This window comes from Chryseobacterium sp. WG23, from assembly GCF_024586575.1.
In the GTDB taxonomy this organism is placed as follows: Bacteria; Bacteroidota; Bacteroidia; order Flavobacteriales; family Weeksellaceae; genus Chryseobacterium.
This window is the reverse complement of the sequence record NZ_JALCZE010000005.1, coordinates 54,656-70,810: the sequence shown is the minus strand read 5'-3', so window position 1 is coordinate 70,810 and position 16,155 is coordinate 54,656. Positions and strand designations below refer to the sequence as shown.

Annotated in this window: 20 protein-coding genes; 13 read left to right on the top strand and 7 right to left on the bottom strand. The window is 36.8% G+C overall.

Translation table 11 applies throughout. The annotated features are described in order from the left end of the window. Window positions 1-77: 77 nt before the first annotated feature. On the bottom strand, window positions 78-239 hold the full coding sequence (locus MP477_RS09045; protein ID WP_257190153.1) for a hypothetical protein: 162 nt from the start codon (window positions 237-239) through the stop codon (window positions 78-80). 105 nt (window positions 240-344) lie between these two features. On the opposite strand from MP477_RS09045, the gene MP477_RS09040 reads away from it, so the two are divergent. Continuing rightward, window positions 345-1,223: a bestrophin family protein gene (locus tag MP477_RS09040; RefSeq protein ID WP_257190151.1), complete on the top strand. Its 879-nt coding sequence runs from the start codon at window positions 345-347 to the stop codon at window positions 1,221-1,223. A gap of 12 nt (window positions 1,224-1,235) precedes the next feature. Here the strand turns inward: MP477_RS09040 and MP477_RS09035 are convergent, their stop codons facing one another. Beyond that, window positions 1,236-1,835 (bottom strand): hypothetical protein, encoded by a 600-nt coding sequence (locus MP477_RS09035; RefSeq protein WP_257190149.1) that lies wholly within the window; start codon window positions 1,833-1,835, stop codon window positions 1,236-1,238. 55 nt (window positions 1,836-1,890) lie between these two features. Between MP477_RS09035 and MP477_RS09030 the strand changes: the two genes are divergently transcribed. From MP477_RS09030 to MP477_RS08985, 10 genes are all read left to right on the top strand, one after another. After that, on the top strand, window positions 1,891-2,511 hold the full coding sequence (locus tag MP477_RS09030; protein ID WP_230033294.1) for a toxin-antitoxin system YwqK family antitoxin: 621 nt from the start codon (window positions 1,891-1,893) through the stop codon (window positions 2,509-2,511). 5 nt (window positions 2,512-2,516) lie between these two features. Then, window positions 2,517-3,047 carry an RNA methyltransferase gene (locus MP477_RS09025; protein WP_230033292.1) on the top strand — a complete coding sequence of 177 codons (531 nt, stop codon included), beginning with the start codon at window positions 2,517-2,519 and terminating at the stop codon, window positions 3,045-3,047. Window positions 3,048-3,234: 187 nt separating this feature from the next. Then, a complete protein-coding gene (locus tag MP477_RS09020) occupies window positions 3,235-3,888 on the top strand; it encodes a CBS domain-containing protein (protein ID WP_115919380.1) in 654 nt (217 codons plus the stop codon). Between the two features lies 1 nt (window position 3,889). Continuing rightward, entirely contained in the window at window positions 3,890-4,756 is an 867-nt protein-coding gene (locus MP477_RS09015; RefSeq protein WP_230033290.1) for an NAD kinase, read from the top strand. Window positions 4,757-4,825: 69 nt separating this feature from the next. Then, the gene (gene fbaA, locus MP477_RS09010; RefSeq protein ID WP_209800764.1) at window positions 4,826-5,896 is read left to right on the top strand and encodes a class II fructose-bisphosphate aldolase; all 1,071 of its coding nucleotides are present in this window, start codon (window positions 4,826-4,828) and stop codon (window positions 5,894-5,896) included. Between the two features lie 96 nt (window positions 5,897-5,992). Next, window positions 5,993-6,847 (top strand): acetyl-CoA carboxylase, carboxyltransferase subunit beta, encoded by an 855-nt coding sequence (gene accD / locus MP477_RS09005; RefSeq protein WP_230033288.1) that lies wholly within the window; start codon window positions 5,993-5,995, stop codon window positions 6,845-6,847. A 54-nt stretch (window positions 6,848-6,901) separates the two neighbouring features. Then, window positions 6,902-7,411, top strand: a complete 510-nt coding sequence (locus MP477_RS09000) for a hypothetical protein (protein ID WP_373567416.1) — start codon at window positions 6,902-6,904, stop codon at window positions 7,409-7,411. 338 nt (window positions 7,412-7,749) lie between these two features. Then, a complete protein-coding gene (locus MP477_RS08995) occupies window positions 7,750-9,153 on the top strand; it encodes a nucleoside recognition domain-containing protein (RefSeq protein ID WP_257190146.1) in 1,404 nt (467 codons plus the stop codon). A 48-nt stretch (window positions 9,154-9,201) separates the two neighbouring features. Next, on the top strand, window positions 9,202-9,567 hold the full coding sequence (locus tag MP477_RS08990) for a four helix bundle protein (RefSeq protein WP_257190145.1): 366 nt from the start codon (window positions 9,202-9,204) through the stop codon (window positions 9,565-9,567). 51 nt (window positions 9,568-9,618) lie between these two features. Next, a complete protein-coding gene (locus MP477_RS08985; protein ID WP_230033273.1) occupies window positions 9,619-10,011 on the top strand; it encodes a hypothetical protein in 393 nt (130 codons plus the stop codon). Window positions 10,012-10,025: 14 nt separating this feature from the next. Here MP477_RS08985 and MP477_RS08980 read toward each other — a convergent pair whose 3' ends face one another. From MP477_RS08980 to MP477_RS08965, 4 genes are all read right to left on the bottom strand, one after another. Beyond that, window positions 10,026-10,910, bottom strand: a complete 885-nt coding sequence (locus MP477_RS08980; RefSeq protein WP_257190144.1) for a ferric siderophore ABC transporter substrate-binding protein — start codon at window positions 10,908-10,910, stop codon at window positions 10,026-10,028. A 16-nt stretch (window positions 10,911-10,926) separates the two neighbouring features. Then, on the bottom strand, window positions 10,927-11,325 hold the full coding sequence (locus MP477_RS08975; protein WP_047484449.1) for a biopolymer transporter ExbD: 399 nt from the start codon (window positions 11,323-11,325) through the stop codon (window positions 10,927-10,929). A gap of 91 nt (window positions 11,326-11,416) precedes the next feature. Next, window positions 11,417-12,121: a MotA/TolQ/ExbB proton channel family protein gene (locus MP477_RS08970; protein ID WP_230033267.1), complete on the bottom strand. Its 705-nt coding sequence runs from the start codon at window positions 12,119-12,121 to the stop codon at window positions 11,417-11,419. Window positions 12,122-12,296: 175 nt separating this feature from the next. Next, window positions 12,297-12,758: a hypothetical protein gene (locus tag MP477_RS08965; RefSeq protein WP_230033265.1), complete on the bottom strand. Its 462-nt coding sequence runs from the start codon at window positions 12,756-12,758 to the stop codon at window positions 12,297-12,299. 168 nt (window positions 12,759-12,926) lie between these two features. On the opposite strand from MP477_RS08965, the gene MP477_RS08960 reads away from it, so the two are divergent. Both MP477_RS08960 and MP477_RS08955 read left to right on the top strand, forming a co-directional pair. Next, window positions 12,927-14,723: a DUF885 family protein gene (locus tag MP477_RS08960; protein WP_257190143.1), complete on the top strand. Its 1,797-nt coding sequence runs from the start codon at window positions 12,927-12,929 to the stop codon at window positions 14,721-14,723. A gap of 92 nt (window positions 14,724-14,815) precedes the next feature. Continuing rightward, on the top strand, window positions 14,816-15,262 hold the full coding sequence (locus tag MP477_RS08955) for a DinB family protein (RefSeq protein ID WP_230033261.1): 447 nt from the start codon (window positions 14,816-14,818) through the stop codon (window positions 15,260-15,262). A 247-nt stretch (window positions 15,263-15,509) separates the two neighbouring features. Here MP477_RS08955 and nth read toward each other — a convergent pair whose 3' ends face one another. Next, on the bottom strand, window positions 15,510-16,130 hold the full coding sequence (gene nth, locus MP477_RS08950; protein WP_257190142.1) for an endonuclease III: 621 nt from the start codon (window positions 16,128-16,130) through the stop codon (window positions 15,510-15,512). Window positions 16,131-16,155 lie beyond the last annotated feature (25 nt).

The following is a 16,155-nucleotide window of genomic DNA, read 5'->3' as shown; positions in this document are numbered from 1 at the left end:
GAGACAGAAGATTAGATATACTATTTATCCATTACATAAGCCTGCCAGAAAAAGGACAGAATGATGAATTACATGCTTTATTTTAATACATATAACAACACCCAAATTATTCCTCCAAAAATAATAACAGCACAGCCCTGAGGACTTCCAGAGCCTTTTTTTCTGCCAAAAGTATTTACATAATGTCCACTCACCCATGTTCCATTTTTTTTGAAATGCCCTTTTCTATAATAGCTCATTTTATTTTTTTAACAAAATAAAGAGCTTTATCAGAATATATTTTACGGTTTCCCGTACGCGAACACTAATTGAAAAAAAATTATATTTGTAGTATATGCGAATTTATGAGAGCCTATAATACCAAGCATTTCCTTAAAATACTTTTCAGCTTACACAAAAGTGACACTTTAAAAATACTTTTCCCAAGTATGATTCTTATAGGATTATATTCCTGGGGGATTCAATATTTAGAAGTGGAATATTTTCACCTGACTTCAAAATCAGGGATCAGTAATGTAGGAATGATCCACTCCTTACTGGGGTTTGTGCTATCGCTCTTATTGGTTTTCAGGACCAATACCGCGTATGACAGATGGTGGGAAGGAAGAAAATTATGGGGAAAGCTGGTGAATGATTCCAGAAATTTTGCGGTAAAAATAAATACAATTCTGGGTGACAGCCGTCAGGATGCTGAGCAGATCGCAAGATATTTAAAATTTTTCCCTCACTTTCTGGCAAAACATCTTTCCAAAGAATCTACAAGGCTGGCTTTGGATGAGGATTATTCTGAGATTGAACAATCATTAAAAAACCATGGGCCAAGCGAAATTGTTATCCTTTTAAGCCATAAACTGAATCAATTAAAAAAAGAAGGTAAAGTTTCAGAGATTGAAATGGTTTATTTGGATACTCAGCTATCTGGCTTTTTGGATGTATGCGGAGGCTGCGAAAGAATTAAAAATACTCCTATCCCTTATTCATATTCCTCTTTTATTAAGAAATTTATTATTCTGTATGTCTTTGCCCTTCCCATTGCGTATGTCATTACTATCGGGCTGTTTATGATTCCCCTTACGGTCTTTGTATATTATGTCCTGATGAGTTTAGAGCTTATTGCAGAAGAAATTGAAGATCCTTTTAATAATGATGAAAATGACATTCCTATGGAGATGCTGGCACAGAATATTGAAAAAAATGTTCATCAGATTATGGGTAGAAAATAAGAAATCAACCTTTTAAAGGCTGATTTCTTTAAGTTCACCGTCTGCTTTAATTTCAACAAACTTACTTTCCCGGTTAGCCGCAGAATATCCGTAGAAAAATGTATTGTATATAGGAGTAGAATACATATAGCCTCCCATACCATTGTAAGTATCTGTTGTGCCTGTTTGTTTCTGATAATTTGCCGTTGCCGTAAAATTGATAATTGTTTCAAGATAATACTTTCCTGGCTTCAGTTTTTCAAACTTAAATCTACCCCGGTCATCTGTTAATGCTTCTACTCTGTATTTAAAAGCATCTTCGGACATATAAACGGTAGTTTTTTTATTTTCATACTTCTTTCTCATATTATAAAACTCCTCAAAATAAGGGGTTACCGGAAAAAGCATAACCACCGTTCCTTGTCTGGCATAATGCTTTTCTCCCAATAGGGGCTTAATGCCAAACGTCGTTTTTTGCTTTGTAGAAGCTACTCCTTCAATGGTAGAATTTCCGAATGCCAGCATATCTCTGGCAAGTTTTTTATCAAAAAAAGCTTGGGGATAATACGTATTCTGAGCGTGCAAATAAATAAAGCCCAGCATCGATATGAATAAAGTAAGTAATTTTTTCATAGTATATTTTTGAACCAAATATAAGTATTTTAGTATTTTTGAAATAAAAATAGCTATGAAATACTTTTTTATATTACTTTTCTCCGCGTCTGCTGCTCTTTCAGCTCAGAAACCCTGCGGCTATAAAGACGGATTACAGGAAGGAAGCTGTAAAGAATTTTACGAAAATGGACAGGTAAAAAATGTGGTAGAATGGAAAAAGGGAAAGATAGATGGTGACGCTGTTTATTACCACGACAATGGTAAAGTAAAGGCCAAGGGAGAAAATAAAAAAGGATATAAATATAAAACCTGGGAGTATTACGACAAAAATGGCATTCTTACCTCTAAAGAATATTACAGAAACGGCGAAAAAAATATCTATGATGATAGTTCTACCGCTACATTCTACTTTCCCAATGGGAAAATAAATGAGGTTTCCAATTATAAATTCGGGAAACTGGATGGTGCGAGCACCCTTTATCACGAAGACGGAAAAACGATAAAACAGGTGGGGCAACATGAAAAAGGACTGGCTGAAGGGAAATGGAAAACGTATTATCCCTCCGGAAAACTAGAACGGGAAACGGAATTAGTCAATGATAAACGCAATGGCAACAGAATTTATTACCGGGAAGACGGAAGCATTGAAAAAACAGAGGTCTACAGAGACGGAAAATTAATCTCAACAAAATAATACAATTGGTACAGAAACTAAAGCTGGAAGAGCTTAACAGAATAGATGTTGAAACATTTAAAAAAGTAGAAAAGATTCCATTGGTTATCATTTTAGATAATCTCAGAAGCATGCATAATGTAGGAGCAACCTTCAGAACAGCAGATGCTTTTTTGATTGAAAAAATAATTCTTTGTGGAATCACTCCTCAGCCACCCCATCGTGAGATCCATAAAGCGGCATTAGGAGCTACAGAAAGTGTAGACTGGGCACATGAAAAGGATATTAATATCACTATTGCTGATTTGAAAAGCAGAGATTACGAAATTATAGGGATTGAACAGACTACCAACAGTCAGATCATTACAGACTTTACCATTGACCGGTCAAAAAAATACGCCCTTATTTTAGGAAATGAAGTAGAAGGAATAAGTGATGAGGCATTACCCAATATTGATGTTTTTCTGGAAATTCCACAGCTTGGTACAAAACACTCTCTTAATGTAAGTGTATGTGGCGGAATTGTCATGTGGGAGTTTGCAAAAGCCCTAAAATAAAAAAACTGCATATGTCATTAATAGACAGTGCAGTTTGAAATAAATCTAATAAAAAGTAAAAATGAAAGGCGACAAAGGTACTTTTTTTTTCGGCACGAACAAATTTTGAGGTCATTTTTTTTGACTGATCACAAAAAAAGTCGCGTTTTCAGAAAAAGATTCATTTAATTTTTTATAAATTAGCACAATGTTTATCAAGGACTATATCTCAAAAGACTTTCCGTGTTTTAGCTTATCTGACTCAATAGAGTCAGCAAGGAATATGTTGGAAGACTTTGGATATTCCCATATTTTCATTAAAAAATCCCACCATTTTTATGGGGCCATCGCCAAAGATTTCCTTTATGAGGAAGATGGAGGCACACTGAAGGATCTTGAACATCAGCTTGAACGGTTTGCCATTCTGGAAGACAGTAATGTTATGGATAGTATCCGGCTGTTTTATACTTTCAGCTCTAATGTGATCCCTGTAATCAATAAGAATGAAAAATATTTAGGGTATATTACCTGTGAAGATGTTTTTCAGGACCTTTCCCGGTATCCGTTATTTTCAGAAACCGGAGCTATTCTTACCATAGAAACTCCTGCCAGAAAATATTCAATGACCGAGATCGCCAATATTATTGAAAGCAATAACTCAAAATTTTATGGCGGATTTATAAGCTTTATGTCTGATGAGGTCATTCACATCACCATAAAGATCAGTAATGAAAACCTGGCCTCGATAGATTCTACTTTTGACCGGTATGATTACAGAATTGTTGAGAAATATTATTCTGATGAGAAATCCGATCTGTTTAAAGACCGATTTGGTTTTTTTCAAAAATTTATAGAAATATAACATGAAGGCAGCTATATATTCTCAGAAAAAAGATCTTGATACTTTTTTATACTTAAGCAAGTTTATCTCTGAGCTTGAAAGCAGAGGTGTAAAATCCGTTCTGTATGATGAAATGGCTGAAGCGCTTCAATTTTCAAAAATTTTCGAAACTTTTAACAATAAGCAGGATCTTGTGGATAAAGAAGTGGATCTTTTCTTCACTTTTGGTGGAGACGGAACCATTGTTAATTCTTTAACCTTTATCGAAGATCTTGAGATCCCTGTCGTAGGAGTCAATACCGGAAGACTGGGATTTTTAGCTTTTTTCACCAAAGAAGAAGCATTCAAAGAATTAGATTCTATCTTAAAAGGAGATGTAAAAACAAGCCGCCGGTCTGTGATAGAAGTGGTTTCTCCAAAGCTGAAAGACTCTTTCCCTTATGCACTCAATGACGTTACCGTTTCCAGAAAGGAAACAACATCAATGATTACTGTAGATTCATTCATCAATAATGAATTTCTGAATGTATTTTGGGGAGATGGCGTGATTATTTCAACACCCACCGGCTCTACCGCCTATTCATTAAGCTGCGGAGGCCCTATAATCTCTCCCAATAATGAAAACTTTGTCATTACCCCAATTGCTCCTCACAACCTGAATGTGAGACCCTTAGTAGTGAATGATAAAGTGGAAATAAAATTCAAAGTGGAAAGCCGTGTACCACAGTATTCTCTTTCCTTAGATTCCAGGTTGATACACATTGAAACAGATAAGGAAATCATCATCAGGAAGGCAAGTTTTCAGCTTCTTCTGGTACAGCCGAATAATTTAAGTTTCTACGAAACCATTCGCCAGAAGCTACTTTGGGGAAGAGACAAAAGAAATTAGTCATTTCCTAAAAATGATTACCTTTACAGGAATAAAAACACCTAATAAATTTATAATAAAAAGTAAAACATGAGCAGAATTTTTCCGGCAGGAGTTGCCACAGGTCAGTTAGTTACTGATATTTTTCAGTATGCTAAAGAAAACAAATTTGCATTACCTGCAGTCAATGTAATTGGATCAAGCAACGTAAACGCTACTATGGAAACAGCAGCAAAATTAAATGCTCCTGTAATTATCCAGTTTTCAAATGGCGGAGCTGCTTTCAATGCAGGAAAAGGATTAAGTAATGACGGACAAAAGTCTGCCATCTTAGGAGCTATCGCAGGAGCAAAACATATCCATACTCTGGCAGAAGCTTACGGAGCAACGGTAATTTTACACACAGACCACTGTGCTAAGAAATTACTTCCTTGGATCGACGGATTAATGGATGCTAACGAAGAATTCTTCAAGCAGACAGGAAAATCTCTTTACTCTTCTCACATGCTGGACCTTTCTGAAGAATCTTTGGAAGAAAATCTTCACATCTCAGCTGAATATTTCGAAAGAATGGCTAAACTTAAAATGACGCTTGAAGTAGAAATAGGAGTTACAGGAGGAGAAGAAGACGGTGTTGACAATTCAGACGTTGATAATTCTAAATTATATACTCAACCGGAAGATGTAGCCTATACGTATGAAAAACTAAAAGCTATTTCTGACAACTTTACTATTGCAGCTGCATTTGGTAATGTACACGGAGTTTACAAGCCAGGAAATGTAGTTCTTACTCCAAAAATCCTTGACAATTCTCAGAAATATGTTCAGGAAAAGTTCGGAACTGCTGCCAAGCCGATCAACTTTGTATTCCACGGAGGCTCAGGATCTACCTTAGAAGAAATCAGAGAAGCTATCGACTATGGAGTCATCAAAATGAATATCGATACTGACCTTCAGTTTGCATATACAGAAGGAGTAAGAGATTATATGGTAAACAATATTGATTATTTAAGAGCTCAAATCGGAAACCCTGAAGGAGAGGAAAAACCTAACAAAAAATTCTACGACCCAAGAGTTTGGGTAAGAAAAGGTGAGGATACATTCTCTACAAGATTGGTGAAAGCATTTGAAGATTTAAATAACGTAAATACTTTAAAATAAATTTGTAAAAAGTAAAATGTATAAAGTACAGGGTAATCATAACACTCTGTTTTTATACATTTTGCATGATACATCGTACATTAATACAAATAAAAAATGGCATTCGACTGGTTTAAAAGAAAAGCAAAAAACATTACCACTTCTACTGATGAAAAAAAGGATGTTCCAAAAGGCCTTTGGCATCAGACTCCATCTGGAAAAGTTGTGGAACACGATGAACTAAAGAGAAATAACTATGTTTCTCCTGAAGACGGATTTCATGTGAGAATAGGAAGTGCAGAATTTTTTGACATCCTTTTTGACGGAGGTAAATTTACCGAACTGGATGCTAATGTTGAAAGTATTGATATCTTAAACTTCAAAGATACAAAGCCGTATAAAGACCGTTTAAAAGAAGTAAAAGCTAAAACAAAACTTACAGATTCCATCAGAAATGCTGTAGGTACTGTAAAAGGAACTGAAATGGTGGTTTCTTGTATGGATTTTGCTTTCATAGGAGGATCTTTAGGTTCTGTAATGGGTGAAAAAATCAGAAGAGCAGTAGATTACTGTATTCAGCACAAACTTCCTTATATGATCATCTGTCAGTCTGGAGGAGCAAGAATGCAGGAAGCTACTTATTCTTTGATGCAGCTGGCTAAAGTTCAGGCTAAACTAGCTCAGCTTTCAGAAGCGGGGCTTTTATATATCGCCTACCTTTGTGATCCTACTTTTGGTGGAATTACAGCTTCTTTCGCTATGACGGCTGATATCATCATGGCTGAACCGGGAGCTCTTATCGGGTTTGCGGGACCAAGAGTTATCCGTGAAACGATCGGAAGAGATTTACCGGAAGGATTCCAGACATCAGAATTCTTACAGGAAAAAGGATTTGTAGACTTTATTGTAAAAAGAACTGAAATTCAGGATACTGTAGCTAAAACAGTTAATTTTTTAGCGGTAAAAGCATAGTATCTTTAATCTAAACAATACAATCTCTCTCTAATTGGGGAGAGATTTTTATTTATGAGGACTTTTAAAATAATTTTTGATACCATCCGGAGTATGAGCTTTAAAAAGATTATGCGTCTTTTATCGCTTGTTCTCCCCCATCCTCTTTTTGCCATATTAAGCTTTCATGCTACCGTTCAGGCTTTCGCCATTGCACAGAAGAAATTCCCTGAAACAGCCTCTAATAATGGCATAGGAAATGCCTTCAGGCATGCATTATGGTCTTGTTTCATCACCTCATACTGCTGTAAGGTTTCTTCCCCTAAAAAAGCACTGGATTTTTGCAAAAGAATGACGGATATGCATGAAGAACTGTTTCCCAATAAACCTTTGGAAACCAAAATGGATCTTCATAATAACAAAATCGGAATGGATTATTTCATGGAGCTCCTGCCTGGTATTCACCGTCAGTTCTTTGAAAAAAATTTCTTCATTGATGGGTTGGTAAAGAAAATGGATGATGCCAAGGTACTGAAAAATCTGGATGATGATTTTGAAGGTCATCTGGTTTATCTTGAAGAGTAATATTTTTTGTTTCAAACGCAGAGAATACGCAAAGGGATGATAAATCCTTATGCATATTTTCGGTCGCAAGGCACTTCGTTCAGCAAGGATCTCTAACTTATGAACTCTGCCAAGTGTTAACGCCGCTGCGATCGTAATTTTTACTTCCCAATAAAATCTTGGCGAACATAGCGTTAAAATAAATCAGCATACAAAAGGTGGAAATCAAAGATTTTTAAAGATTAAGGACTTTTCTCAGCTGCATAATATTTATTTTACAGAAACTAAAGTGTTTAATTCTTTTATCCCCTTTGTGGTTTAAAGTATTTTTGATAAGTTTAAACAATTAATTAAATCGGATGGTTCTCAGCAGAATTTGGTCGGCTTTTATTATCATCGCCATAGCCATTGCAAGTATAAAATACATTTCATCAAGTCACTACAAAACCATTTTCAATGATATGGTGGTAGGGAAAGGTGGAGATACAGTTCAAATTGCATCACAGCAGATGAGCGCCCTCACTCCCATTGTCAGAGACAGCCTGATGAAGAAAAATGATTTTGCAGACAGCAGAATTCACTATAAAACAGACTCTTTAAAGCAGAATGTAAAGGTTTACCGTGTTCAGGAAGCTGATGGTGTCATCGGAACTTCGGAAACAGCCGTAAAAATATGTATTGGCCTTATTGGTATCATGACCCTTTTCATGGGGTTCATGAGTATTGCTGAAAAAGCAGGAGGAATTAATCTTCTGAGCCGTTTCATTCAACCTTTTTTCTCAAAACTCTTTCCCGATATTCCCAAAAATCATCCCGCTTTCGGACATATGCTGATGAATTTCAGTGCCAATCTTTTGGGACTTGATAATGCGGCAACACCTTTTGGGTTAAAAGCCATGGAAAGTTTGCAAAGCTTGAATCCCAATAAAGATACTGCCAGCAACTCTCAGATCATGTTTCTCTGCCTTCATGCCGGAGGAATGACCCTGATCCCCGTATCCATTATCGCTATCAGGGCATCAATGGGCTCAAAAACACCTACTGATATCTTCCTTCCCTGTATGATTGCTACTTTTGCAGCAACATTGGCCGCCATGATTATCGTTTCTTTATATCAGAAGATCAATCTGCTTCGGCCGGTAGTTATTGCCTATGTAGGAGGAATTTCTGCAGTGATTGCTTTACTGGTAGTTTATCTCGTACAGCTAAGCAAGGATGAACTGGACGATTTCAGCAAAGTATTGAGCAACGGACTGATTCTCTTTATATTCCTGGCTATTGTACTGGGTGCCGTTTATAAGAAAATCAATGTTTTTGATGCTTTTATTGAAGGAGCAAAAGAAGGTTTTACCACCTGTGTAAAGATTATCCCTTATTTGGTTGGAATGTTAATTGCCATCTCGTTATTAAGAACTTCCGGTGTTTTTGATGTAATCATCGACGGAATGAAATGGGTTGCCAACGTTGCCAGCCTTGATCCCCGATTTGTTGACGGACTTCCAACAGCACTCATCAAACCTCTATCCGGTTCCGGAGCAAGAGGAATGATGGTGGATACCATGGGTACTTTTGGACCCGACAGCTTCCAGGGACAGCTTGCTGCCGTTCTGCAGGGAAGCTCAGATACCACATTCTACGTAATCGCCGTTTATTTTGGCGCCGTAGCGGTAAAGAACACGAGATACACGGTAATTGCCATGCTTCTCGCCGATCTTGTGGGTATTATTACGTCTATTGCTCTAGCTTATTTGTTTTTTGCATAACCAGTTGATAGTTGCCAGGTATTAGTTTTAACTGTTAAAAAGTTATTAATGAGCTACGAAAAACTTGATATTTATAATATTGCTTTTGAGTTGTTTATTGAAACACACCAGCTTTCTCTTATATTACCAAAATATGAAATATATGAGCTGGGCAGCCAGCTAAGACGGTCCGCAGATTCTGTTGTGACCAATATTGCTGAAGGATATGGAAGAAATAATTACAAAGGAGACTTTATCAGATTTCTTACCTACTCTCAAGCTAGCTGTGATGAAACAGTATGCCATCTATCAAAAATAATAAGGCTTTACCCGGAATTAAGTACAGGCTTTAAAGAAAAAGCCGAGCAATACAAACTCTTAGGAGGAAAAATTAACAACTTTATAAAATACGTCCGGCTAAGCTGGCGAACATAACTACATAATCAGCAACTAGCAACTAGCAACTAGCAACAAAAATAACCCATTATGATTACAGATAAAGAATTTACCCTAAGACTCATCCGTCAATTGACCCAGGCACTGGAAAAGCTTATTTTAGATAAACCGGAAGAAAGTTTAATGCAGAAAGAACTGGATTTTGATACACTCATGCGAGATATTTTTAAGGTGAGTTTTACCGAAATCTCTTCAAAGACTAAAGAAGAGCTGATAGAAATAGTCAATGAAAGACAGGAAAGGGACCATAAAGATTATTACGAAATGCTGGGTAATCTTTTCTATTTCACAGGAAAACAAGGTCAAAACAATGATTTTCTGGACAAAGCAAAAACGTTTTATGAGCTGTATCTTCAGACCAGTGGAATTTTTGCTCTTCCTGTCATCAACAGAATTAATGAAATAAAAAAAGCACTTGAATAAAGTGCTTTTGTATGTTAGAATGTTATTTTATACGTTCCGGTTGAAGATGTGCTGGCTTTTTCGGCCTTTACATACTTCTTAACCCATGTAACGGATGTAGAAGATACACAGGGATCTGAAACGCCTCCTACTCTTCTTGCAGAAACTACATTTCCTGCTTTATCTACGGTATAAGCAATGGTAATAGACCCACTTGCAGTACAGCTATGAGCAGGCTGAGCTCCTCCTCTACCCATTGTTCCGGGAATATATCCAACAAGCTTTCTGTCTATTCCTACCTTACTGTCTCCGTTTCCGTCTCCGCCTAAGGGATCTCCGGCGTTTCCAATGCCCTCACCAGTTCCTTGGCTTCCTGCTTTTGTACCTCTTCCTTTGATCAGGTTTCCGATAGCGGCATTCCCCTTTCCATCCCCATTTCCTGTTTTGGAATTTGCAGTGGCAGCCCCTGCTTTTTTAGTGTTTTTAGAGGCACTGGTGCTGGTAGTTTCTTTTTTATTTGTTTTTTTTGACTCCTCTTTTTTAGGAACTGTTGTTTTCGAGTTATTTCCTGTGATCACCTTTTCCTTCACTTCAGCTTTCTTTGGTTCAGGTGCAGGTTCGGGCTTTACAACCGTCTTTGTTTCAGGAACGGGTGTTTCTGCCGGCTCGGGAGTAACCTCTTCCGTAGCAGCCGCTAAACTGCCCGGTTGCTCGGCCGGTTCTTCGATTCCTTTTCCGTTTCTATTGTCACCGAAATTAACAAGCATGGTTGTGATGACCTCGGGATCTTTATCCAGTTCGGGTTTTAATTTATATAAAAAAACAAAAAGCAAAACGGCAGACCAAATAAGGACGGTAAGCAAAGCACTCTTTACCCTGTCTTTATTTTCTTCGTTTTTGTTGGCAGTATAGCTTCTCATCTTCAATGATTCTTACTTATTTATCTTTAACGGTTGCAATAGCAATATTAAGCTTGTTTTTTTCAGCAATTTCCATCACAAAAACCACATCCTTATGCAGTGTATTTTCATCAGCTCTGATGGTAAAAGACTTGTTGGTCTGATTAGCTAGCTTATTAACAATAATCTGCTCAAGCTCACCTTTATTTACCGGATTATCATCTACAAAAAATGAACCATCAGGTTTAATGCTTACCGTCAAAGGATTAGGAATATTATCCTCAGTAGCTCCGGCTTTTGGAAGATTCACCTCTATGGCACTTTGGTTGGCGGCAGAGGATGTTATCATAAAGAAGATCAGCATCAACAGGATAACATCTGTCATCGCTGCTAAACTGAATTCCGGATTCGCTTTATTTCTTCTTTGAATTTTCATCTGTTTCTTCTAATAGGTTAATGGTCAGATGGAATCGCTCAATTAATAATTTCCTGAAAAGGTTTTTTGGCAGCGATTTCATAAGAAAGATTTATAAAGGTTTGTTGATAAGATCTAAAAATTCACCAGACATATTCTGAGCTTTCAATACAAACTTGTCAATTCTTGTTAAAAGAATATTGTAACAAAAATTAGCAGGAATAGCAACTGCCAAACCTACAGCTGTCTGTCCTAAAGCGGTATAAATACCTTCTGAAAGTGTTTTAGGAGAGAAAGATCCCGTTGCATGTGATAAATTAAAGAATGCAATAATCATCCCGATCACCGTTCCCAAAAGCCCTAACATAGGAGCAATACTTGGAACCACAGCCAAAAGGTTAAGGTTTTTCTCCATATTGGCCACTTCTACCTGAGCCTGAGCCTCCATTGCGCTTACAATATCAGAAACAGGACGGCCCAATCTTGAAATTCCTTTTTCTAAAATTCTTCCCTCCGGAGAGTTTTGCGTTTTGCAATAATCTGCAGCCGCTTCAATCTTTCCTGCTTTCACAAAGTCTTCAATATTATTCATGAAATTGGAATCTGTTTTTGATGTTAATCTTTTAATAAAGAAAAACCTCTCAAAAAACAGGTATAAAGAAAACACTCCCAACAGCAGTACAATTGCCATCACTATTTTAGCGAAAGCTCCTCCGTGGAACATGATCTTCCAAAATGAAAATTCTAAATTGTCTGTAGCAACTGCAGGTGTAGCAATTTGCGCAAATAAAATCTGAGTAAGTTCCGTTAACAGCATTAATGTGAATTTTTTTATAAAAGTTTTAACGACAAATGTAGTGGAATATTATGAAATGATATCTTAAAAATTGCTTAAAAACAACTTAAAGTTTGTTATCAGATATAAACAGCAAATTTCTTTCCAAAAGAAATTTTGAAAAGAAATTTGATATAAAAATTGAGAGTAGCGATGTTTAGTCTTCGTCTACCACAATATCATCCTGGCTGAATTCGCACTTTAGTCTGAAAGGAATCGGCGTATCTGATCCTGTGTAGAAATCATCAATAGTTCCTTTCCATATAACCTGAAGCACGTCCTCTTCATTTTTCTCAAATAGAAGCTCATTATCATAGATGTAGGCATCTTCATCATCGAATAGGTCTACTTCTGTGTAAGTTTCCTCATCAGAATCACTGATTGTAATCGTTTTGCCTTCTAATTCCGCTGATTCAATAGGAAAATCGAAAACTTCGAGTGAAAGCTGCGGAAAGTTGTACTGTAATGAATCATCATCTACATGATCCAAACCGTCATCCGTTATAATTTCAACCTCTAAAAAATGTTGCTGGTTGCTGTAGACTGGTTTACAATAAGTATTTCGGATATTGTACTTTAATGTTTCGTCCGGATGGTAAATTTTTAAAATCCCTTTCATTTTTTCTTAAAAAAAGAACTGTAATAATATGATTGTTAAATGCTTTAGACAAAGATAAAAAATTGATTGAAAGTTAAAAGGATTTTGAAAATAATTTTTTAATTCAAGTTTAATGATGAGTCTGAATCACCCAATAATACTTACTTTTGTTTCATAAAGATTCTGAAAATGAAAAATGTTTTATCAAAAAGTATTTTGGGATTGGGATTGATGATAAGCCTTGCTTCCTGCAGGAAGTCTGATTCTCCCCTTACCAAAGTTACTCCTACCAATCTGGATTCTATTGCCTCCAATTATTATGAACAGTATCTTAAACTTTACCCTTTAGACGCTACAGCACAGGGAGATACAAGATACAATGACCAGCTTCCCATTACTATTGATAAAGATTTTATTTCAGGAGAAGTTGCTTTCTATAATTCGGTACAAAAGCAACTGGACAATGTAGATTATAAAAGCCTTTCCGATGAAGATAAAGTCGTTTATGATGTACTGGATTATACCTTAAAGGATAAAATAGAGGCTTATGCCTATCATCCGGAATATATTCCTTTTACTCAGTTTGGAGGTCTTCCTTTAAATTTTCCGCTGTATGGAAGCGGGCAGGGAAGCCAACCTTTTAAAACGGAAAAAGATTACAGCGACTGGCTAAAAAGAATGGAAAAATTCCCGGCATGGATGGATGCCGCCGCAGACAACTTCCGTGAAGGGATAAACAATAAAATCGTTCTCCCTAAAAAACTGGTTACCAAAATGATACCCCAAATGACCTCTCAGGAAATTATCACTCCTGATATGGAAAAAAACATTTTCTACGGACCTATTAAAAACTTCCCGAAAAGTTTCACCCAGGCTCAGAAAGATAAATTTTCAGAACTTTATAAAGAGGCCATTACCAAAAAAATTATTCCTGCCTATACTAAAATGGGTAATTTCCTGGAAAAGGAATACCTTCCAAAAGCAAGAGATAATGATGGCTACAACAGCCTTCCCAATGGAAACGAAATTTACGGCTATTATGTAAAAAGCTGGACTACCACCAAAAAATCACCTGAAGAGATCAACAAAATCGGACAGCAGCAGGTAGCCATGCTTCGTGCTGAAATGGAAAAGGTAAAAAAACAGGTAGGCTTCACCGGAACACTGGAAGAATTTATCAATTTTGTTAAAACAGACTCAAAAGCAATGCCTTATAAAACTTCTAAAGAAGTTTTACAAGGCTTTAACAGCATTTTAGCAAAGATTACCCCGAAGCTTAAGACGATGTTTAACGTTACCCCGAAAACCAAATTTGAAATCAGGCAAACGGAAAAATTCAGAGAAGCCAGTGCCAGTGCTGAATATATTCCCGGAACTCCGGATGGCAAAAGAGCAGGGATTTTTTATGTTCCTCTTCCGGATCCCTCACAATTTAATGTCACTTCGGGAATGGAGTCCCTTTTCCTTCATGAAGCGATCCCCGGGCATCATTATCAGGTTTCTCTTCAACAGGAGAACACAAACCTTCCCAAGTTCATGAGATTCGGATGGTTTGGAGCCTATGGAGAAGGCTGGGCGCATTATTGCGAAACTCTGGGACCTGAATTCGGGTTATATACAGATCCTTATCAGAAAATGGGATATCTGAGTGATCAGATGCTGAGAGCGGTAAGACTGGTAGTTGATACGGGCATCCACACAGGAAAAATGACCAGAGAAGAGGCTATTAAATACTTCTTAAGTAATATTTCTTATGATGAAGGATCTGCTACTGCAGAAGTGGAAAGATATATGGCAATGCCTGGTCAGGCTCTTGGATATAAAATAGGCTCATTAAGAATCCGTGAATTAAGAGAAAAATACCAAAAAGAACTTGGAAATAAATTTAACCTGGCCAGCTTCCATGATGAAGTACTAAGCCAGGGATGCCTTCCACTGGAGGTTCTGAACAGAAAAATGGAACTTTGGGCTAAAAAACAAAAATAGATTTTTTATCTAAATACCCTAAGAGGTGCTGTTTATTTCAGCACCTTTTTTTCATTCAGAAAATTTCAATAATTTTAAAAATAAAATAAGATATGTTTATAGAAAGTCTGAGATCTCTTTACAATAGAGATTTAAATAAATTAAAAGCAGAAATTGAAGCTTATCAAAATGAGGAAAATCTATGGAAGACTGATAAAAACATTGCCAATTGCGGAGGCAATCTTTGTCTTCATCTGGTGGGAAACCTTAACAGTTTCATTGGAGCAGAGCTTGGAAAGACCGGATATGTAAGACAACGCGACCTCGAATTTTCTTTGAAAAACATTCCAAAAGCTGAGCTTATTGCAAAAGTTGAAGCTACTGTGATAATGGCTGATTCCGTATTAGGCCAACTATCTGATGATGATTTGAAAAAAGAATATCCTCTTGAACCTTTAGGATATAAAATGACCACAGATTATTTTTTGATCCACCTGATTACCCATTTGGATTATCATTTGGGGCAAATTAATTATCATAGAAGACTGCTGGATATTTAAGTCTTACTAATTGATAATTTCGTAAAAGTCTGATGCCCAAATTAAACATATGAAATAAGAGGCGTCCGAAAACATATCCTAAAATAGGTTATGATTATTGGAAAAAATTTGTTTTTGAAAACCCTTTCTTTGCACATTGAGCTTTTTGCCAAAACCTTATAGATTTTTGAAACCTATAAGGTTACGGGCTGTAAAATATATCAGAATAGCCAACTATTTCTGACTTCAAATAGATATAGATCGTCTTTTATTTCTCAAACATCATTTTGGTAATGAAATCCTTGTCCCCCTTTCCTCTGGCCGGTGAATATTCTCTACCATAGAAAATGATCTGAAGATGAAGTTTATTCCAAACCTCTTCGGGAAACAGATTTTTTGCATCACGCTCTGTTTCCACTACATTTTTCCCTGATGTCAGTTTCCATTGTGTCATCAAACGATGGATGTGTGTATCCACCGGAAATGCCGGGAATCCGAATCCCTGGCTCATGACTACAGAAGCGGTCTTATGCCCCACTCCGGGAAGCGCTTCCAATTCTTCATATGTTTGGGGAACCACTCCATTATGTCTTTCCAATAAAAGCTCGGCCATTCTTTTCAGGTTTTTAGCCTTGGTATTGGACAGTCCTATTTCTTTAATCAGTTCTTTGATCTGATATTCTTCCAGTTTTGCCATTCTTTGCGGAGTTCCTGCTACGGCAAAAAGATCGGGAGTCACCTGATTTACTTTTTTATCTGTCGTTTGGGCAGAAAGTGCTACTGCAACCATTAGTGTATAAGGATCGGTATGATCCAAAGGAATAGGTGTGGTAGGATATAATTTATCCAGTTCTATCTGAACGAGCTCGGCTCTTTGTTTTTTTGTCATGTAACCCTTAAATTTGAACAAAATT